The organism is Pullulanibacillus sp. KACC 23026 (assembly GCF_029094525.1).
Taxonomy (GTDB): domain Bacteria; phylum Bacillota; class Bacilli; order Bacillales; family Sporolactobacillaceae; genus KACC-23026.
Genome location: NZ_CP119107.1, coordinates 184,096 through 204,139, shown reverse-complemented (window position 1 = coordinate 204,139; position 20,044 = coordinate 184,096). Strand labels below are relative to the sequence as shown.

The following is a 20,044-nucleotide window of genomic DNA, read 5'->3' as shown; positions in this document are numbered from 1 at the left end:
TTTACTAATAGCTAGGAATCGTTGTTTATACATTCGTTTTATTTCAAGAATCGTTTTATTTTTTTCAAGCCATTCTTCACGTTTGGATAGCGATAGGGAAGATCAAAGCGGGTCGTTTGCTTCAACACGCTCTTTTCGTGACTAAACGTGTCAAAGCTGCCTTTACCATGGTAAGCGCCTATCCCGCTGCTCCCGACACCGCCAAACGGCAAATAAGGAGAGGCAAAATGATAGACCGTGTCATTCACACAGCCACCACCAAAGGAAAGCGTTTGAAGAACGGTCTCCTGTACGGATTGATTCTCAGAAAAAAGATAGAGGGATAATGGTTTGGGATGATCAAGCACCCCATTTAAGACTTCTGTTAGGGAGGTAAACTCCAGCACAGGAAGGATAGGACCGAAAATCTCATCCTGCATCACAGGGGCTTGCCAGTCTAGGTTGGTCAGAATGGTAGGTGCAATAGCAAGCTGGTCCCGGTCGGTCTCTCCTCCATAATACAAATCCCCATTTGACAGGAAGGTGGTTAAACGGTCAAAGTGACGTTCACTGACAATATGAGTAAAATTGGGATTTTGAATGGGCTGAGCTCCATACAGCTCTTTTATTGCTTTAGTTAGCTCTTCCAAAAAAAGGGCTTTAATAGGTTGATGGACATACAGATAGTCCGGCGCAATACAGGTCTGGCCCGCATTCATAAACTTCCCCCATGCAATGCGCTTAGCTGCAAGCTTGAGATTAGCCTCCTCATGGACAATACAGGGGCTTTTCCCACCGAGTTCAAGCGTAACAGGCGTTAAGTTCTTTGAAGCTTGCTCCATCACTATTTTTCCGACCGGGACACTCCCTGTAAAAAAGATATAATCAACATCTTCCTTTAAAAGGGCTTGGCTGACCTCCACTTCCCCTTCGATCACTCTAATGTAGTCTTCAGGAAAAGCCTCATTAATAAGCTTGGCCAAGACCGCAGATGTGCAAGGGGTGAGCTCAGATGGTTTAAGAATGGCACAGTTTCCTGCTGCTATCGCCCCAATTAAAGGAGCCACAGCTAATTGAAATGGATAGTTCCAAGGGGCAATAATCAAGGCCACCCCATAAGGCTCTTGATAGATGTAGCCGGTTGACCCCAAATGAGTGATAGGCGTCTTAACTTTCCTTGGCTTCATCCACTTTCTAAGATGTTTTAAGGTAAACCCTATTTCCGCTAGGACCACACCGATTTCTGTTGAATACGATTCAAATTCTGATTTATTTAAATCCTGTTTGAGCGCCGCTGTCAAATCGCGTTCATGCCGACGTATGCTCTCACGAAGCTTTCGCAATGCCTGGGTACGAAAAGCCAATGATCGCGTTTGGCCGCTCCTAAATAAGGCTCGCTGCTTTTGGACAAGCTCTGAGTAGGTAATCAAACAATCCCACCCTTCTCTTAGATTGGTGTCTAGATTCTTAAGTATATTTTAGTTTTCTTTTTTTGCAGATTTTGAAACGCAAGAACCGTCCCCCTGTTTCATTAAAAAGGTACAACAGCCATAGGAAGGGCTGTTGTACCTTTTGTTTGTTAAACCATCACTTTGCAAATGTCGTTTGTGAAGGCAACTGGATCTTGGATCGGCAGGCCTTCAATCAGCAAGGCTTGATTATAAAGAAGCTTAGTATAAAGGGCGAGCTTCTCTTGATCCTTTTCAAAGGCCTCTTTAAGTGATTGGAAGACCTCGTGGTTTGGATTGATCTCGAGAATTTTATCGGCTTTTACATGTTGGTTGTCCGGCATCATGCTCAAAACCTTTTCCATCTCAATAGTCACTTCGCCATCTGCTGTTAAGCAAACCGGATGGGACTTCAAACGTTTTGACAGTTTGACTGCTTTAACTTGTCCTGCCAAAATATCACCCATCTTATCAAACAATCCTTGATTATCTTTTTCCTCTGTTTCCGTTTCTTTTTCTGACTCGTCATTTAGTCCGAGGTCACCGCTAGAAACCGATTTAAATTCTTTTTCTTCATAAGTCATGAGCATCTTAATGGCAAATTCATCGATGTCTTCGGTGAAGTAAAGAATCTCATAGCCCTTGTCTGCCACAAGCTCAGTTTGCGGAAGCTTCTCAATCCGATCATAGCTTTCACCAGTGGCATAGTAAATGTATTTTTGGTCTTCCTTCATCCGTGATACATAATCATCCAGCGTGACCAGTTTCTTTTCGGTAGACGAATAAAACATGAGCAGATCCTTTAAGTCATCCTTATTTGCTCCGAAATCGTTATAGACACCAAACTTCAACTGACGGCCGAATGCCTTATAAAACGTTTCATATTTTTCGCGCTCATCTTTAATCAGTGTTTGAAGCTCTTTCTTAATCTTATTCTTAATATTCTTTGCAATCAGCTTAAGCTGGCGGTCCTGCTGCAGAATCTCACGGGAAATGTTCAATGACAAGTCCTCTGAGTCCACCATCCCTTTAACAAAGCTGAAATAATCCGGTAAAAGCTCAGCACATTTCTCCATGATTAAGACGCCATTGGAATAGAGCTCAAGACCTTTTTCAAATTCCTTGGAATAGTAATCAAATGGAATTTGTTCTGGGATATATAGAATGGCATTATAACGGACAGCTCCGTCCACCTTAATGTGCAAGTGTTTTAGCGGCTTATCAAAACCGTAATGCTTATCTGCATAAAAGGCTTCATAATCCTCATCAGTTAATTCACTCTTGTTTTTACGCCAGATCGGCACCATGCTGTTAATCGTTTGCTCCTCGAGAACGTCCTCATACTCCTCTTCATTATCCGCTTTTGGCTTACTGACTGTCACATCCATTTTAATAGGATAGCGAATAAAGTCAGAATACTTCTTAATGATTTGCTTTAATCGATACTCATCTAGAAATTCATCATAGTTTTCATCATCTGTGTTGTCTTTTAGTTTAAGAACAATCTTTGTTCCAACATCCGCTTTATTAAAAGGCTCAATCGTATAGCCATCTGCGCCTTCTGACTCCCACTTGTAGCCTTGATCACTCTCAAGGGATTTTGTATAAACGGTAACGACATCTGCTACCATAAAGGCTGAATAGAACCCGACACCGAACTGACCAATAATAGATTGACCCTCCTCCATTTGGACTTCCTTTTTAAAGGCAAGAGAGCCGCTTTTTGCAATGGTCCCCAAATTGCTTTCGAGTTCCTCAGCAGTCATACCAATTCCAGTATCTTTAATAGTCAGTGTTCGCGCGGCTTTGTCAGCCTCAATCTTAATGTAGTAATCATCTTGGTTAAAGGTTAAGCGGTCATCGGTGAGCGCCTTGTAGTAGATCTTATCAATAGCGTCACTTGCATTTGAGATTAACTCTCTTAAAAAAATGTCCTTGTGAGAGTAGATCGAATGGATCATCATGTCTAAAAGGCGCTTCGATTCAGCTTGAAATTCTCTTTTTTCCGTTGTCATGAAGTGAGATCCCTCCTCAATTTATCTTTCTTTATTTTACTCTATTCTCCTAGCACTCTCAACACCCGAGTGCTAACCACACCTCTTTATTACCAAAATCCTCCACTTTCTATCAATCCTATCCAAAAGCATCTAGATGACTGGTTCTGGACTTCTTTTGCCCCCAAACCCCTATGTAAAAATACAGTGAACAAAGAGATAAATAGGTAAAAACAGAACCAAAACTAATAGGCTAGCGCAGTTGCACTATCGACAATGGCTGTTTCCGGGAAACCCTTTCTTCGAGAAAAGCCGAGTTGCCTCTTTAAGTATTTTTGCCCGCTTTTCTTTCTGATTTCCCATTAGAAAACTCACAGTTCACACCGCCATAAAATGGTTTCAATCCTAATTAATCTAATTATTATGATTATATGTATAATTTAATTTATTTTACAAACAATAACTATCTGAACAATCCACCTATTAATCAGACGATCAAATAATATAAGTTTTCAGATAAACGATTCGCGAATTTCCAATGAATAATTGCAAAAAAGGTCCTGCATTTTATACAAAATAATTAACTCCAGTAAAAAAGCGAGCTTTAGAGGAATTGGACTAAAAATTCAGCTGTTTTATCGGGACTATTTGCCTAAAAAGGAGGAAGAAAGGCGTCGGAATTCACAGAATTGTGTCGGAATAACTCGCCTAACTAATTATTTTCGAACTTTATCATTAAAATTGGGAACGGCCTTTAAAATGGGCATCCGGACTAGGTCACAAGGCAAGATAGAGACGTAGAACAACATTAAATGAATGACAGTTATTGATAAGGCCTTGCATCAGGAACAGAGGAGGTGGTTGACAACGCCAAATCGGGTATTGTTTTTTAAATCATTTAATTAACGTTAGTTGACCATTACAAAATTCAAAAAGTTCTATTTTTTTATTTTTGCTTCTATTGACAACTCTCATACAATTGGAGACAATAAAATAAACTGATTAGTCTTTTTTAATTATCCAATTAATAACCTCAAAGGAGAAGTGTCTGTGAGCCGTCTTATTAAAAAAATTCCACTAGAGGATATACCGCGTTTAGTCGAATTATTAAATGGAGCTTATCCAGGGATAGCTTCTTATGATGAGAAAAGTATTTCTGTAACAGTTGACCAATTCCAATCCATGCAGGAAAGCGACCCTTCTCTCAACTTCTATGGCTACTATAACGATCAAGAATTAATTGGAGCGATGAGATTGCATCATTTTGTCATGAACTTGTATGGTAAAAGGCACCCTGTTGGAGGTGTCGGGTTTGTTGGCGTTGACCTGCTTCACAAAAAAGAAAAAGTTGCTAAAGAGCTTCTAACCTCTTTTATCAACCATTTTAATCAGAAGCAGTGCCCCCTCACCCTGTTATACCCATTTCGCCCTGACTTCTATAAAAAGATGGGATTTGGTTATGGTACGAAAATGTCTCGCTATCGAATAAAGCCCACCGCTTTTCATGATTATAAAAATAAGAGTCGCCTCTCCTTTTTAAAACAAGTTGACCAGCCATTGGTCAAAGCTTGTTATACAAGATTTTTTAGTGAGCATCATGGTATGATTGAAAAAAGTGAAAGTGAGTATAAACAATTATTATCCCGCCCTGGTCACTATGTGATTGGCTATGAAGAAAATGGAGAATTGCTCGGTTATTTCTCCTTTTCATTTAAAAAAGCTCATGAAACTAATACTATGATCAATGATTTACAAGTTGAGGAACTCATTTATAACCATCCGGATGCCCTTAAGGCCTTTTCAACCTTCTTTCATTCCCAAGCAGACCAAGTCAATCGAGTAGTGATCCATACACAAGATGAGGATTTTCACTTTTTCTTAAATGACCCTAGGAATGATACGGATGAAGTTATTCCACATGTTTATCATGAAGCACATACCTCTGGGGTTGGTCTTATGTATCGGGTTACAAACATCCCTTTATTATTGAACCAGCTGTCCTATCGCCGCTTTGGACATGTGACCTGCCGATTAAAACTGACGATCCAAGACCGTTTCTACCCAGAGAACGAGACCAATACCTATGTTCAAGTTATTGATGGATTCATCAAGAAGGCTGCTTTGGGAGAAGGGCCATTTGATGTCGCCCTTTCACTTAATGTCTCGGACTTCTCTTCCCTTATTATGGGAAGTGTCCCATTCCATCATTTGTTTCGTTATGGTCTTATTAATGTATCCGATTCTTCTTATTTGCCTATCCTTAACGAGATGTTTTTTGTCCAGGATAAGCCAATATGTCGAACTGGCTTTTAAGATTTAAAGCAAGGAGGAAAACAATGTCCCCGAAAGTGTCGGATGAATATAAAGAACAGAAAAAGAAGGCATTATTGGATAGCGCTATGACTTGTTTTGCTGAAAAAGGTTATCATGCCGCTACAGTAGATGACATTGTCACTCATAGCGGGATGAGTAAAGGGGCTGTCTATAATTATTTCAAAAGCAAAGAAGAGATCTATTTAACCTTGCTTGAAAAAGCAACTGAGGCCGATTTAGTGACCCTTAAGAAGAGCATGGCTGAAGCAAAGAGTGCTTCCGAAAAAATGAAGCAACTCTTTCAGCTTAAGAAAGGCATGCCCTATAAAAGCGAACCGACAAGAAAATGGGCAGCCGTACAACTTGAATTCTGGATAAATGCTTCCCGCTACCCTGAATTAAAGGAAAAAATGCTTGAACGCTTACAGATGTACCGTACCCTTCTAATTGATATTATTAGAGAAGGACAAGATAACGGGGAATTTCGCAGGAACATTAATGCAGAGCATTTTTCTGAAATGTTTTTCGCCTTTGAAGATGGCGTTTTTATTAACCTTCTTATCGAAGAAGATGACTATCCTTTTAAAGAAGTCTTAGAACTCTATGAACAATTAGCGTTATCCAAACTTCTAACTAAAGAATAAGAACTCAGGCTGTATTTCAGCCTCGCGCTCAAAAAAACTGACAGGTCAGTTTTAATAGGGGTTTCCAAGCTTTTCACTTCTAGCAAGCGAATTTTCATGTAACTATGTTTACTTCAATGTTCTTTAAAGGTGTCGCTCGTTTTCCAAATATTTCAAAAGGGAGATCATCCATGATTACCATAAAACCACTGAAGGAACTCACATTCACTGAGGCACTGGACACTTGGAACAAAGGCTTCGAAGGTTATCTCTATAATCAAAAAATGGCCCTTGATTATTTCATTCAACGGTTTGGCACCGAAGAGCTTTCACCAGAGTTGTCCCTTGTAGCTTTTCAGGATCATCAGCCTATTGGAATTCTATTAAATGGTCAGCGCACAATAAATGGACTAAAGGTCGCTTGGAATGGGGGAACAGGAGTTGCCTTAGAGCATCGCCATCAGGGGGTGGGCAAAGCCCTAATGGACGCAGCTATTGCTCTTTATAAAGAACACAATATTGAGATTGCCACCTTAGAAGCCGCTTCATCTAATATAAAGGCGATTAATCTATACAAACAATACGGCTATTCAGTCATGGATACTCTCGTTTTCCTTGAAAACAAGGAAGCCTTGTCTAAAGATATACTAGGGCAGCCCACCCGTTCTTACAACGCTCAGAATAGATTGGCTATTGAGGCTAGTAGAATATCCATCATTAATGATGACGTTCCTTGGCAAACTCAATGGCAATCCTTGCGAAAAGATGGAGAGCTGCTTATCATTTCTGATTCTAGTGGAGAGGCCGGCTACTTCCTGTATAAAAAACAATATAACTCTGAAGGCCAACTAAGTGCGATTGCCCTATTCTCTGCTGGGATAGCTCCTAGTCGTTCTGATGCCTACGAAATTGCCCTATTCGGTTTAAAAGAGCTGTTCCAGCCATTGGACTTGGCTATCCGTCGCTTCACCTTCAATTTCCGTTCTAATAATACGGAAATAGTGAGTATACTTAATGAACTGGGATTCAAGTCCTTTACTGAGCAAATTTATATGAAAAAAATCTTAAAATAAGGCCATTCTCTTAAACTTTTGGCTTTGAGCTCTATCCCTTTAGAGAACTATCTAAAATAGATGGGTTCAAGTAACAAAGAGAGGCTATTCCTTCATCCCTCCTCCATCCCTTTCAACGAGTTAAAAGGGTATGGATTTGGTTAGCAGGAATAGCCTTTTCGATTTTACAAGTCAATCTCTAGCAATTTTATTTAAAATGGTATTGATTTCCTATTTTTATTTCGGTAAACTATGGAATAAATCATCCTTTTGACCTAGGAGTGAAGCGCGATGGAACATCTTTCAAACGAATTCCTTATCGAAGTCTATTACAAGTCAATCCTATATGAACTTAACCCGGATTTTATCCAACTGCTCAAAAAGGAAATCATTAAGCGTGACATCCCACTCGAACCCTCAGCCTGACGAATCCACATTTTTCTCCCTATCTTCTTCCATTTTCCGACTTAGCCAACTTATAAACTGCCTCTCTTCGCCTGTTAGATCTCTATTAAGCTTCTGACAGAATTCATCAACTAGTAATCGCTCAAACCCATTGAAATCGTCTTTGATCCCCCGACTCATTCTCAAGTGCCTCCAGTTTAGACCTAAAGCATTTGATGTTAGCATTCTCTCGCAGGGCGGTCTATTCATTTTCACTGTTAATATACCATTCAAGAAAACAATAATCAAAATAATAGAAACACTTACATATTTAAAAAAGGGCTGCCTACTTAAGTCAATCCTATAGGCACCCTTCCCTACTAGTCATGTTAACGATGTCGGACCTCAAACTCTTTCATGAACTCAACTAGCGCTCTTACCCCTTCAATAGGCATGGCATTATAAAGGCTAGCGCGCATTCCGCCGACAGACCGATGACCTTTCAAAGTTTCAAGTCCTGCTGCCTTAGCCTCTTTAACAAAGAGTGCATCCAGCTCTCGACCTGGAATGATAAAAGGAATGTTCATAATAGAACGGCTATCAGGTCGGACCGGTGAAGAAAAGAGCTCAGACTCCTCAAGGAATGTATAAAGAAGATCCGCCTTTTCACGGTTTTGGCGTTCTATTTCCGGGAGACCACCTAATTTTTGAAGCCATTCAAAGACAAGCTTTGCCATGTAAATCGAGAATGTTGGCGGTGTATTATAAAGGGAATTCGTTGTACTGAAAGTTTTATAATCAAGCATCGTTGGGCAGGTCTCTTGAGCTCGGCCGATAAGATCTTCTCGAACGATGACCACAGTCAAACCAGCTGGACCAATATTCTTCTGTGCCCCTGCATAAATCAGCCCAAACTTGGACACATCAACGACCTCAGATAAAATGTTTGATGACATATCGGCTACGAGTGGAATCCCACCTGTATCCGGTATTTCTGAATAGGCAGTTCCTTCAATTGTATTGTTCGTTGTAATATGAACATAATCCGCATCTGAATGAATCAAACTCATGTCAACCTGTGGGATAAAGGTAAATCCCTCTTCTTCAGAAGAAGCAATAACGCGGGCCTCTCCATACTTTTTCGCTTCACTTATCGCCTTTTTTGACCAGGATCCTGTATTCACAAAATCTGCTTTTTTGTTATTTACTAGAAGATTGAGAGGGACCATGGCAAATTGTTGTGAGGCTCCCCCCTGCATAAACAGGACTTTGTAGGAATCCGGTATCTTCATGAGCTCTCTTAGAAGATGTTCTGCCTGAGAGATAATGTCGGTGAAAAGACCCGATCGATGACTCATTTCAAGTACTGACATGCCAGAATCTGCATAGTTCAAAAATTCCTTTTGGGCTTTTTCTAACACAGGCAAAGGAAGCATTGATGGACCAGCTGAAAAATTGTAAACACGTTTCATTTTATAACATCCTTTTCCAATAATTTAATCAGAAAAAGGCATGGGTAACACTTCCCTGCCTTCCTGTGCCCAGACGAACGGCAATTCTCATTATGTGCTCCCCTGTGGTTCCCCACTTTAATCGTCAGTCACACATAACCCTCTGAATTTTTATATTATCAATCTTTTTAGAATCCTTCAACCATTTAAATTCCTAAAGCAAATGCGCTGCGACACCTTGAAAGCTGCCTAAAATAGATTCAGCCGATCTTTAAGGGGCACCTGCTTTTAGATTTTTCCTTCTTCCTTTAATACCAATTCAAAAGCGTCAACTACAGCCGCGTCATAATGAATGCCAGACAATCGTTTCAACTCATTCATGGCATATTGGGCTGAGAAGGCCTTTCGATAGGCACGGTCCTCGGTCATGGCATCAAACGTATCACAGACTGCAATGATGCGAGCCTCAAGACAAATGGCATCACCTTTAAGGCCATCTGGATATCCCGTTCCATTAAGGCGTTCATGATGCTGATCAATAATAGGTACTAGATTATCATAAGTCCCTTTTAACATTTGTGCGCCTTCCCTTGGATGTTTCTTAATCAAATCAAACTCCTCAAGGGTTAGAGAAGAAGGCTTATTCAGTATCTCTTCAGGGACATTCATTTTGCCAATATCATGGAGATAAGAAGCCAAAATGAGATTATCAACCTGTTTTGGGTTGAGTCGCATTTTTCGTGCTACCTTAACCGCATAATTGGCAACACGATCACTGTGCAATTCTGTATATGGATCTTTTTTCTCAACTTGTTTAACAAGCTCCATAAAAGATGAAATATCCTCACTCATATGGATAAATGTAGGTTCTGTAATCACCCATAGAAGGGTCACTTCAGTTAAGGCCTTAAAATAGACGGGAGCTTTTATGCCTTTTGAGGAAAAATAATCCTGTGCATTGAGTTCAATTTTTTCATCATCTAATTCACAGAGCACCTTTCCTGAGACAATAAAATAAAATTCGAACACATGGTCACTTTCAGATGGATAAACATAAAAAAGCTTGTCTTTTTCAATTGTTTGTGTAAGAACCTCGACATTTCCACCTCGTGACAATAATCGAATCTCATTGAAATCATATTTTACTTGATCTAAAAAAGAACCCTTTCTACCATACGTAAAGCCTTCCATTGATGTCACACCCCTACACTAGAAAAATAGAGTTCATAAAGAATTATGAACTCTATTATTAATTATTACAATATTGAATTAAGTTTAAGGTTCAACTTATTAATTTCTTCCAACTACTCGAATAGGATCAACCAAAACCTGTCCATATCCCGTAATATTGACCGTTTCATTGAATGACTCCACCGTGATTCCTTGGCTTTGTGCTGCCGCTTCTGTCTTAGAGGCGATTTTACTTGTTTGATCGAGAAGTTTAGTTACAAGCTGGTCGAGATGATTATGGTAGATTTGAGTCCTTTGAGCATATTTAGCGGATTGCGAATCTGTATTGGCAACAGATTTATTATATTGATCAAGAAGCTTATTGGCTTGCCGCTCAGCTTGAACAATATCCTGTTGAATTTTCGTATTAGCTTGGTCAATTTGGTGATATATATCTCCATGTGTTGGTCCTTTTGCAGAAACACCAATGGCTAATGAGAGAAACAAAGCTAGAGCTATAAAACCTGATACCAGTTTTTTCATAAAATCCCCTCCTCGTTTCTTTTAAACTATAGATTAATCAACCCGTAAATCACCAGAAAACGCTATCATCTCAAAATAAACCTATCACCTAAAATCTATTATAATAAAACGGTAAACAATTCACAATCTTTTTTAAAAAATGGAACGCAGGAATGGAACACAGGGACGGTTCTTCTGTTCCATTTCGCATTTACGAAGATCGTCTACTAGCCGATCATTAGCATGATAGAGATTCACTTTGATACTTAGACAGCGCCCTCTATATCTCCTCCTCATACCCTCTCCTCTGAAACTAAATAACTCTTGGTCAAATCGCTCCTATAATAGCGTAACAGGCCTCTTTACAAACGTAACATTGTTATGTTACATTATTACCTAATGAAGGGAGCAATTTAAGGTGACTCAAGATTTAATCTCAAAAAAGGACTTGCTCGAGGCAACTGGCATTTCTTACGGGCAATTGTATCGCTGGAAGCGGAAGAACTTAATCCCTGAGGATTGGTTTATCCGAAAATCAACTTTTACCGGCCAGGAAACCTTCTTCCCAAAAGATAAAATACTAGAGCGCATTGAAAAAATACAGACACTTAAGGATGATCTGTCACTCGATGATCTTGCCTCCATGTTCTCTCCAAATATAAAAGAACTTAACCTTGGGAGCGATGATCTTTTAAAAAGGGGCATTGCTTCACAAGCGGTCCTCTCCTTTTTCCTTGAAAATGCCAAAGATCTTAACCCGGAAAAGCCCTTTAGTGTGGACCAAACGCTTTACCTCTATATTCTGGAAAGCATGCTTGAATCCGGAAATATCCAGCTAGATGAGGGAAGGTTGGTGCTTGACGTACTGGAGCAGCATTACCCTGCCGTCAAACAAAAGGATGGCGTGCTTCTTTTCTTAAGAAAGCTTGGTGTATCCATCTGTCTCCTTGTATCAAGTGCGGATGACCTCTTTTTTGACAAAGGAACAAAGGTTGTTATGCAGCTTTCACTATTAAAAATGATGGAAGAATTAAAAGCCAAATTGATGTGAGGAGGACCTATGATGGAAATTCTATCGAAGGAAGATTTAACAATTAATGGTGTGGGGTCATCTGCTGGAGGTTCCTTTCGACATGTCGAGCTAAACGGTTCCGGCAAAGTGGTCGGAGATGTAGCCTGTCAAACCTTTGAGAGTAATGGAAAAGGAACGGTAACTGGCAATCTTCACACAGAAAAAATGGCGATGAGCGGTGCCGGAACTATTAATGGCTGTCTCCAATCAACAGACTCCGCGCAAATAGATGGAAAAGGGCTCATTGAAAAAGACGTCATGATGAACCGCATGACCATTAACGGATATGCCACAATGAATGGATCGGTCAAAGGCAATGAGCTAACTATAAATGGAAAAGTCTCGATTCATGGAGATTGTGAGGTAGAGCAGTTTAAAACAGATGGGGCCTTTACCATCGATGGCCTGCTTAATGCTGATCAAATCATCGTTAAAGCCCATGGGAACTGCAAAGCTAAAGAAATCGGCGGACAAGATATTCATATTCGGGCTCAAACAAGGGGACTCTTAAAATTCTTAACCCCCTTTCTTTCCGGTCAACTAGAAACAGATTTAATCGAAGGAAACACTATTAAGCTTGAAGGCACTCATGCCAAAGTTGTCCGCGGAGAACATATCATCATCGGTCCTAATTGTGACATTGGTTTAGTTGAATATACAGGCACTCTTCAGAACTCAAAAGGTTCAAATGTAAAAGAAGCGAGAAAACTTTAGGAGGAAAACCGATGACTGATTTAAATGACATCTCAATAAATGGAAGCGGGAGTTCAGGTGGCGGAACTTTCGATAAAGTAACCATTCGCGGTGAGGGGTCCATAACAAGTGATGTAGTAGCGCAAACCTTCAAAAGTTACGGCACGAGCCGTGTTTCAGGCACTCTAAAGGCGGATACTTGCTCAATATATGGTGAATCACAGGTAACCGGCAGCGTTAATGCAGCAGATATGAAGCTAACGGGGACTCTGACAATCAATGAGGAAGCAGCCGTTCAAAAGGCCAAAGTACGCGGAACTGTAGAAACAGGCAAAGATTTCAAAGGGGAAGATGCGGATGTGAGAGGTGCCATTACCGTAAGAGGCGATGTTGAGTATGAAACCTTTTTACTAAAAGGCAGCTTGGAGGTCGACGGCATGCTGAACGCCGGCCACATCGACATCCAGTTAAAATATAATCAAAGCAAGGTTCAAGAAATCGGCGGAGAAACCATCCTGATCAGACGAAAAACCTCCATCCCCTTTGTCAACAACGAAGGCGAGTTATCCGCTGAAGTTATTGAAGGCGACTTGATCAATCTTGAATACACTCGCGCACCCATCGTCCGCGGAAAACGGGTGACAATTGGTAAGGGCTGTGAAATTGGCGTTGTCGAATACACCGAGTCTCTTAATAAAAGCGGAAACCCAATTATTAAAGAAGAGAAAAAAATCTAGTAACGAATAGCGGGCTTAGGTCTGCCCTTTTAGTTTTGCAAACCATAAAACGCTTTTTATATAAGCCTCCCCCTTTAAAACCTGTTAAAATAGATGAAAAGTCAATTATAGATGACCGGGTGATGTTTATGACCAATCGTGTAATGGTTTCAGTTCGGCAATTAGTGGAATATGTGCATCGAAGCGGCAGTATTGACGCCAAGTTTCGCACGGTGACAACCATGACAGAGGGAACCAAAGCCCATCAAAGGGTGCAAAAGCTTTATAACGCCGGGGATCAAAAAGAGGTCTCTTTGCAAATCAAGCTTTCCTATGAAGGATTGCTGTTTACAATTGATGGCCGATGTGACGGTATTCTTTTTGAAGAAGACACCCTTGTCATAGACGAAATCAAATCGACAAACAGGCAGCTAGAACTTCTGGAGGAAAATGAATACCCTGTTCACTGGGCACAAGCCAAATGCTATGCCTATATTTATGCAAGCCAAAATCAGCAGCAGCAGATGACCGTTCAGCTTCGTTACGTTAATTTAGAGGAAGACGAGCAGCGCTGCTTTCGTCAGGTCTGGTCCATTGAGGATTTGGAGGATTTTATGCTTGAAATGGTCGCAGGCTTTGCCCCATTTGCAGTCCTGATGAAGGATCATTTAACCGATCGGAACGAAAGCATTCAAGCCCTCCCTTTTCCTTTTAAAAGCTATCGTGCTGGACAACGCCAATTAGCCGGCAGTGTTTATAAAACCATTCAAGAAGGGCGAAATCTCTTTGCTAATGCTCCTACGGGAATTGGGAAAACGATGTCGACGGCCTTCCCTGCTGTAAAAGCCATTGGAGAAGGTCATATTGAGCGTTTCTTTTATTTAACAGCCAAAACGATCACTCGAACAGCCGCCGAGGATGCCTTTTCCCTAATGCAGTCTAACGGACTCCAATTAAAAACGGTCACATTAACCGCCAAGGAAAAAATCTGCTTTAAAGAAAAAGCGATCTGCCAAAAGGAATATTGCGAGTTTGCCAATGGGTATTATGACCGTTTAAATGAAGCCATGATCGATTTATTAGTAAATAATCACTTCATTGATCGAAAAACCATTGAAGACTACGCGCGAAAACATACGATCTGTCCATTTGAATTTTCACTGGATGTCGCCTATCAAGCTGATGCTATTATCTGTGACTACAATTATATTTTTGACCCGCGTGTCTCTCTTAAGCGCTATTTCGAGGAGCAGAAAAAGAAAGCCGCGATTTTGATTGATGAAGCGCACAATCTCGTTGACCGAGCGAGAGACATGTATTCTGCGTCACTCAAACAAACAAGTTTTTACTCCTTGGAAAAGCTTTATAAATATAAAGATGAAACACTTTATCAGGTGAGCCGCGGTATTAACGATTATTTTTTAAACATGCGTAAAAAAGTGGACTCAAGTGGGCTAGTTGAGCGGGACATGCCTGAGGATCTGGTGGAGAAGTTAGAAAAATTCGTAGAAACGGCTGAGTCTGAACTGCTAAAAGAAGGGCAAAGTGATACTAAAGAAGAGCTTCTCGATGCCTATTTTGCCGCTCAAACATTTATTCGAATGTCCAAGCTTTATGATGAGCGATATGTCACATTATCCGAGATCGTAAACGGGGATCTCCACATTCGTTTGTTCTGCACGGACCCCTCCTTTCAATTGCAGCAAGTGAGTAAGGGATTTCGTTCAAAGGTATTCTTCTCCGCTACGCTCTTACCCTTTCAATATTATTTAGACATGTTGGGAAAGGAAGATGAAGACTATAGCCTTGCCCTTTCTTCCCCTTTTCCAAAAGAGAATGTTCAGGTCGTGATTCACCCCCTATCCACTCGTTATAAGGATCGCGAGCGGACTAGAAAGAAAATTACCGAACTCTTAAAAGAGACCATCAATAAGCGGCCTGGCAATTACTTGGTCTTTGCTCCGTCCTATCAATACATGGACGATCTGTATGATAATTTCAATCGGATAAAGGGAAAGATTGAGACCCTCTTACAAGATCCTAATATGGCTGAAGAGGAGCGCGAAGCATTTTTAAACCATTTCCAACCTAGAGTAGAAGGCTCTTTTGTAGGTTTCTCAGTTCTTGGGGGAATGTTCTCAGAAGGAATTGACTTGAAGGGAGACCGTTTGAACGGGGTTTTTGTAATAGGCGTTGGTCTCCCGCAAATTGGCCTCGAACGTGATGTGATCAAAACCCACTTTGATAAAATGGGGAAAAACGGATTTGACTATGCCTATGTCTTTCCCGGAATTAACAAAGTGCTTCAAGCAGGCGGACGATTGATTCGCTCAGAAACGGACACTGGGCAAATTACTTTGGTTGATGACCGCTTTCTCACAACCAACTATCAAAGACTCTTACCGCCGGATTGGCGATGAAAAGTAAAAGATTAAGAGATGGCAGCCTATAAAGGGGGCTGCCCCCCCTTAGAAATAAACTGCCTTGCCTGTTTTAGAAGATTCATAGATGGCTTCTAAAATTTGTGTGACAACAAGTGCTTGTTCCGGTTTGACTAATGGCTCTGTGTCATTGACGACTGCCTCAATCCACAAGCGTGCCTCCATATCCGCGTCCGATTCTACATTTCCATCATAGAAAGCAACACCGCCTGCACCTAAAGCGATCTGCTTGGTGTATAATTTTCCAAACGCTTCCCCGTTAATGCGCAAGCCGTCCCGCATATCCGCCCCTGCTTTCGTCCCGCTGAGTGAGCACTTTGCCTCACCTTCATCAAGCGTATTGAGCGCCCAACTGGATTCCAGGACGATCGTTGCCCCGTTTTCCATCGTTACAAAACCAAAAGCAGAATCCTCAACCGTAAATTTTTCAGGATCCCAAGGTCCCCAAGCATTGGCTGCCTCCTTGTTTTGAGAAAGCTTATGGAAGGTCGAGCCCATGACCGCCTTTGGCTTATAATTGTTCATCATCCAAAGCGTTAAATCAAGCGCATGGGTCCCGATATCGATTAGCGGTCCGCCGCCTTGCTGCTCTTCATCTAAGAAAACACCCCAGGTCGGAACAGCACGTCTGCGAATGGCATGGGCCTTAGCATAGTAAACCTCGCCTAAATCCCCTTGCTCGCAAACCTTTTTGAGATACTGACTATCTTGACGGAAGCGGTTTTGGTAACCGATTGTCAACTTCTTTCCCGTTCGCTTTGCAGCTTCAACCATTAGCTTAGCTTCCTCAGAATTAATAGCCATTGGCTTCTCACACATGACATGCTTACCCGCTTCAAGTGCCGCAACCGTAATTTCAGCGTGTGAAGCATTTGGTGTACACACATGAACCACTTCTATCGAGCTATCTTTAAGCAACTCTCCATAGTCCTTGTAAACAGCCGCATCGCTTGTCCCATATTTTTCACTCGCCTTTAGAGCTTTCTCCACTTCTATATCACAGAATGCCACTAATTCCACTTGCTCTAATCGACTCAAACTTGGGAGGTGTTTCCCATTTGCAATCCCCCCGCAGCCAATAATCCCAACCTTAACTTTTCTTGTCATCAGTAAGTAACCCCTTTCATAATCAACAAGATCCATAGATTGTAAAGCTCGTCTAAGAATCCTAATACCATTCTACACTCATTTAAGCGTTAACAAAACTAATTATTCGGATAAAAAGTTCTAAATGCGCCAATAAGGGATTGACGTTACGCCTATTTCGATTGAGCGTAACGAGGATGCGCTATCTCCCGCTAAACTCGGCCAAAATGCCGAAATAAGAGAATGACGTTACGCCTATTTTAATTGAGCGTAACGAGGATACGCTATCCTCCGCTAATCGGGGCTGAAATGCCAAAATAAGAGAATGACGTTACGCCTATTTCGATTGAGCGTAACGAGGATGCGCTATCCTCCGCTAATCGGGGCTGAAATGCCAAAATAAGAGAATGACGTTACGCCTATTTCGATTGAGCGTAACGAGGATGCGCTATCCACCTCTAAACTGGGCCAAAATGCGGAAATAAGAGATTGACGTTACGCCTATTTTTATTAGGCGTAACGAGGATGCGCTATCTCCCGCTAAACTCGGCCGGAATGCGGAAATAAGAGATTGACGTTACGCCTATTTTGATTGAGCGTAACGAGGATGCGCTATCTCCCGCTAAACTCGGCCAAAATGCCGAAATAAGAGAATGACGTTACGCCTATTTTAATTGAGCGTAACGAGGATACGCTATCCTCCGCTAATCGGGGCTGAAATGCCAAAATAAGAGAATGACGTTACGCCTATTTCGATTGAGCGTAACGAGGATGCGCTATCCTCCGCTAATCGGGGCCTAATCGCGCCAATAAGGGATTGACGTTACGCCTATTTTGATTGAGCGTAACGAGGATACGCTATCCTCCGCTAATCGGGGCCTAATCGCGCCAATAAGGGAATGACGTTACGCCTATTTTGATTGAGCGTAACGAGGATACGCTATCTCTGGATTTCGTGCCCGTTTCAGGCTGTATCTCAATTAAAGCTCTTCAATCTGGGCCCTTTTAACTCCCGGAATTTTGATCACTTTATCATAAATGGCAAACACGTAATCTCCTGTTTCGCTTATCATACAGTGAAGGTCGATCCGATGGCCGGTTTCCGTCCCAGATAGTTTGACCTGCTTTGTCCGAATGTTTAACTGACGAATCTCTTCTACGATGGGCTGAATGAGATCGGCTGATTCGACATCATAAAGAATAATTTTGATTCCTTGCTCACGCAGGGCATCCGGTCCGATCTTCTTCATAATAAATGGAATGACCTTAACCCCTAAGAATATCAATAAAACACCCAATACACTTTCGTAGTAAAAGCCGGCCCCTACTGCAATGCCAAGACCTGATGCCGCCCATACAATAGCCGCTGTTGTTAAACCGGAAATCGCATCGTTTTTTTGTAAAATAACCCCGGCACCAATAAAACCGACCCCGCTGACAATTTGAGCAGCAAGCCGCATCGGGTCTACACGAATGAGTGTATTAGTATAATGAGAGACAGAAACCTCAATGGAGACAATCGTCAGCAAACAACTGGCCACCGAAATCACGATGCAGGTTTTTAACCCTAATGGCTTATGCTTAGACTCTCTTTCCAGACCTAGAATGCCGCCCAAAAGAGCTGCCACTACTAATTTTAACGGAACTGCCCAAACCATCATCCTCCCCCCTCCCTACTTTTATATAATCCAAATCATAGTTGAAACAGAAGCTAGCATCAACCACTTTTATAAATAAAGATCTCACCCTTTTTAAATTGAACTTATATTCATAAAACAAAATGTTATAATAAGTCAAAATGGATGCAAGTAACTATTTATGACAGAAGTGGTGACATTTATGACAACACTCAAGGTGGACAAGTTAGCCATTAGGCGATTTCTTCTTGAGAGACAAGGGCTTCTTCCTTCAGTAAAAAAAACGGTTAAGAGACGCCCTTCACTTGATACTATTGAAAAAGTGATCAAGCAGCTAGAATGCGTTCAGCTAGATCCCGTGTCAGTGGTCGAGCGCAATCAGAATCTCGTACTTGCGGCACGCATTCCCGGGTTTCAACCTGACCAACTGGACACCCTTCTTTCCGAGGGAAGGCTCTTTGAATACTGGGCTAATGCTGCCTGCACCCTACCTATTGAGGATTATCCCCTCTTCAAGACGATTCGCGAGCGCCGCTTTAATCGTGTTAAAGCCGAATTAGATGCCATGAAAGAGGTTGTAAAAAGAATCATGGATCAGTTGGAAAAAGAAGGGCCGCTCCCTTCACGCGTTTTTAAGTCGGAAGCAAAAGTCCATGGTTATTGGGACAACCAAGCTCCTAAGACAAAGGAAACTTCTCATGCGCTCAATCTGCTAGTCGATGCGGATCTGATTCGTGTCGTCAAACGTTCAGGCACCGAACGCTTTTTTGGAATCACTGAGCAGACACTTCCAAAGGATTTATTAGAAAAAGCCCATTCTATTGATACTGACAAGGCGCGAGAGGCACTCATTGATAAATACATAAGAGCTTACCGAGTCGTCGATCCTCGAGATTCCCGTTTTGGCTGGGATGTGATGCCTGCTGCCAAGCGCCAAGCGGAGGTCCAACACCGCGTCCAAAAAGGGCTGTTGATACCCTTGGAAATATTTGGTGTCAAACGTCCCTACTTTATCTTATCAGAAGATGCCGAACGGCTTGTGGAGCTTTCAAACACCTCGTCATCTCGCTCGCCCATTGGCCCCATCACCCTTTTACCGCCTCTAGATAACCTGCTCTGGAGCCGTGAACGTGTACAGGATCTTTTCGACTTTGATTACAAATGGGAGATTTACACGCCTCAAGTAAAGCGCCGATTCGGGCCGTACGCCATGCCCATCCTGTATGGTAATCAGCTTATTGGCCGTGTCGACCCGTTGCTCGATCGGAAAGAAGGCAAGCTCATCATCCGTTTCCTGCACCTTGAACCTTCTATCAAGGTCACCTCTGCACTTAAGAATAAACTGTCACAAGCTTTGGTGGCATTCGCTCAGTTTCATGGCGTGCAAGACGTTGAGATTCAAAGGCTAGAGCCCCAGGACTCTTTATAATGGGATTAAGCAGCAAGGCACGACGGCCCCTCAC

At 41.7% G+C, this 20,044-nt stretch carries 17 protein-coding genes and 1 riboswitch; of the genes, 9 read left to right on the top strand and 8 right to left on the bottom strand.

The genetic code is table 11. The annotated features are described in order from the left end of the window. Positions 1–38: 38 nt before the first annotated feature. Together PU629_RS00945 and htpG are read right to left on the bottom strand one after the other, a co-directional pair. Positions 39–1,409, bottom strand: coding sequence for an aldehyde dehydrogenase (locus PU629_RS00945; RefSeq protein WP_275282389.1), 1,371 nt, complete (start codon positions 1,407–1,409; stop codon positions 39–41). Positions 1,410–1,558: 149 nt separating this feature from the next. Then, entirely contained in the window at positions 1,559–3,442 is a 1,884-nt protein-coding gene (gene htpG / locus PU629_RS00940) for a molecular chaperone HtpG (protein ID WP_275282388.1), read from the bottom strand. 1,029 nt (positions 3,443–4,471) lie between these two features. Here htpG and PU629_RS00935 point away from each other — a divergent pair. The 4 genes from PU629_RS00935 to PU629_RS00920 all read left to right on the top strand — a co-directional run bounded on the left by PU629_RS00935 (position 4,472) and on the right by PU629_RS00920 (position 7,835). Further along, a complete protein-coding gene (locus tag PU629_RS00935) occupies positions 4,472–5,734 on the top strand; it encodes a GNAT family N-acetyltransferase (protein WP_275282387.1) in 1,263 nt (420 codons plus the stop codon). Positions 5,735–5,757: 23 nt separating this feature from the next. Beyond that, a complete protein-coding gene (locus PU629_RS00930) occupies positions 5,758–6,378 on the top strand; it encodes a TetR/AcrR family transcriptional regulator (RefSeq protein WP_275282386.1) in 621 nt (206 codons plus the stop codon). Positions 6,379–6,548: 170 nt separating this feature from the next. After that, positions 6,549–7,430, top strand: coding sequence for a GNAT family N-acetyltransferase (locus PU629_RS00925; protein ID WP_275282385.1), 882 nt, complete (start codon positions 6,549–6,551; stop codon positions 7,428–7,430). A 270-nt stretch (positions 7,431–7,700) separates the two neighbouring features. Next, the gene (locus PU629_RS00920) at positions 7,701–7,835 is read left to right on the top strand and encodes a sporulation histidine kinase inhibitor Sda (RefSeq protein ID WP_275282384.1); all 135 of its coding nucleotides are present in this window, start codon (positions 7,701–7,703) and stop codon (positions 7,833–7,835) included. Here PU629_RS00920 and PU629_RS00915 read toward each other — a convergent pair. From PU629_RS00915 to PU629_RS00900, 4 genes are all read right to left on the bottom strand, one after another. Then, the gene (locus PU629_RS00915; RefSeq protein WP_275282383.1) at positions 7,827–7,994 is read right to left on the bottom strand and encodes a hypothetical protein; all 168 of its coding nucleotides are present in this window, start codon (positions 7,992–7,994) and stop codon (positions 7,827–7,829) included. The genes PU629_RS00920 and PU629_RS00915 overlap by 9 nt on opposite strands. Positions 7,995–8,182: 188 nt before the next feature. Then, complete coding sequence (serC, locus tag PU629_RS00910; protein ID WP_275282382.1) at positions 8,183–9,265, bottom strand: 3-phosphoserine/phosphohydroxythreonine transaminase; 1,083 nt, start codon at positions 9,263–9,265, stop codon at positions 8,183–8,185. A 60-nt stretch (positions 9,266–9,325) separates the two neighbouring features. After that, a riboswitch (ZMP/ZTP riboswitch) is annotated at positions 9,326–9,407 on the bottom strand. Positions 9,408–9,532: 125 nt separating this feature from the next. Beyond that, entirely contained in the window at positions 9,533–10,435 is a 903-nt protein-coding gene (locus PU629_RS00905; protein ID WP_275282381.1) for an HD domain-containing phosphohydrolase, read from the bottom strand. 99 nt (positions 10,436–10,534) lie between these two features. Then, a complete protein-coding gene (locus PU629_RS00900; protein WP_275282380.1) occupies positions 10,535–10,957 on the bottom strand; it encodes a hypothetical protein in 423 nt (140 codons plus the stop codon). 397 nt (positions 10,958–11,354) lie between these two features. Between PU629_RS00900 and PU629_RS00895 the strand changes: the two genes are divergently transcribed. From PU629_RS00895 to PU629_RS00880, 4 genes are all read left to right on the top strand, one after another. Further along, positions 11,355–11,987, top strand: coding sequence for a YhbD family protein (locus PU629_RS00895; RefSeq protein ID WP_275282379.1), 633 nt, complete (start codon positions 11,355–11,357; stop codon positions 11,985–11,987). Between the two features lie 12 nt (positions 11,988–11,999). Next, positions 12,000–12,722, top strand: a complete 723-nt coding sequence (locus tag PU629_RS00890; RefSeq protein ID WP_275282378.1) for a polymer-forming cytoskeletal protein — start codon at positions 12,000–12,002, stop codon at positions 12,720–12,722. An 11-nt stretch (positions 12,723–12,733) separates the two neighbouring features. Further along, complete coding sequence (locus PU629_RS00885; RefSeq protein WP_275282377.1) at positions 12,734–13,438, top strand: cytoplasmic protein; 705 nt, start codon at positions 12,734–12,736, stop codon at positions 13,436–13,438. Positions 13,439–13,566: 128 nt separating this feature from the next. Next, positions 13,567–15,837: an ATP-dependent DNA helicase gene (locus PU629_RS00880; protein WP_275282376.1), complete on the top strand. Its 2,271-nt coding sequence runs from the start codon at positions 13,567–13,569 to the stop codon at positions 15,835–15,837. A 48-nt stretch (positions 15,838–15,885) separates the two neighbouring features. Here the strand turns inward: PU629_RS00880 and PU629_RS00875 are convergent, their stop codons facing one another. Further along, positions 15,886–16,965, bottom strand: coding sequence for a Gfo/Idh/MocA family protein (locus PU629_RS00875; RefSeq protein WP_275282375.1), 1,080 nt, complete (start codon positions 16,963–16,965; stop codon positions 15,886–15,888). A gap of 959 nt (positions 16,966–17,924) precedes the next feature. Then, entirely contained in the window at positions 17,925–18,605 is a 681-nt protein-coding gene (locus PU629_RS00870; protein ID WP_275282374.1) for an MgtC/SapB family protein, read from the bottom strand. A gap of 178 nt (positions 18,606–18,783) precedes the next feature. Between PU629_RS00870 and PU629_RS00865 the strand changes: the two genes are divergently transcribed. Next, on the top strand, positions 18,784–20,010 hold the full coding sequence (locus tag PU629_RS00865; RefSeq protein ID WP_275282372.1) for a winged helix-turn-helix domain-containing protein: 1,227 nt from the start codon (positions 18,784–18,786) through the stop codon (positions 20,008–20,010). The last annotated feature ends 34 nt before the right edge of the window (positions 20,011–20,044 follow it).

Coding starts and splice junctions, on each gene's coding strand:
- htpG (WP_275282388.1), bottom strand. CDS start 3,442: ATGACAACGGAAAAAAGAGAATTTCAAGCTGAATCGAAGCGCCTTTTA.
- PU629_RS00930 (WP_275282386.1), top strand. CDS start 5,758: ATGTCCCCGAAAGTGTCGGATGAATATAAAGAACAGAAAAAGAAGGCA.
- PU629_RS00925 (WP_275282385.1), top strand. CDS start 6,549: ATGATTACCATAAAACCACTGAAGGAACTCACATTCACTGAGGCACTG.
- PU629_RS00920 (WP_275282384.1), top strand. CDS start 7,701: ATGGAACATCTTTCAAACGAATTCCTTATCGAAGTCTATTACAAGTCA.
- PU629_RS00915 (WP_275282383.1), bottom strand. CDS start 7,994: ATGAGTCGGGGGATCAAAGACGATTTCAATGGGTTTGAGCGATTACTA.
- serC (WP_275282382.1), bottom strand. CDS start 9,265: ATGAAACGTGTTTACAATTTTTCAGCTGGTCCATCAATGCTTCCTTTG.
- PU629_RS00905 (WP_275282381.1), bottom strand. CDS start 10,435: ATGGAAGGCTTTACGTATGGTAGAAAGGGTTCTTTTTTAGATCAAGTA.
- PU629_RS00900 (WP_275282380.1), bottom strand. CDS start 10,957: ATGAAAAAACTGGTATCAGGTTTTATAGCTCTAGCTTTGTTTCTCTCA.
- PU629_RS00890 (WP_275282378.1), top strand. CDS start 12,000: ATGGAAATTCTATCGAAGGAAGATTTAACAATTAATGGTGTGGGGTCA.
- PU629_RS00885 (WP_275282377.1), top strand. CDS start 12,734: ATGACTGATTTAAATGACATCTCAATAAATGGAAGCGGGAGTTCAGGT.
- PU629_RS00880 (WP_275282376.1), top strand. CDS start 13,567: ATGACCAATCGTGTAATGGTTTCAGTTCGGCAATTAGTGGAATATGTG.
- PU629_RS00875 (WP_275282375.1), bottom strand. CDS start 16,965: ATGACAAGAAAAGTTAAGGTTGGGATTATTGGCTGCGGGGGGATTGCA.
- PU629_RS00870 (WP_275282374.1), bottom strand. CDS start 18,605: ATGATGGTTTGGGCAGTTCCGTTAAAATTAGTAGTGGCAGCTCTTTTG.
- PU629_RS00865 (WP_275282372.1), top strand. CDS start 18,784: ATGACAACACTCAAGGTGGACAAGTTAGCCATTAGGCGATTTCTTCTT.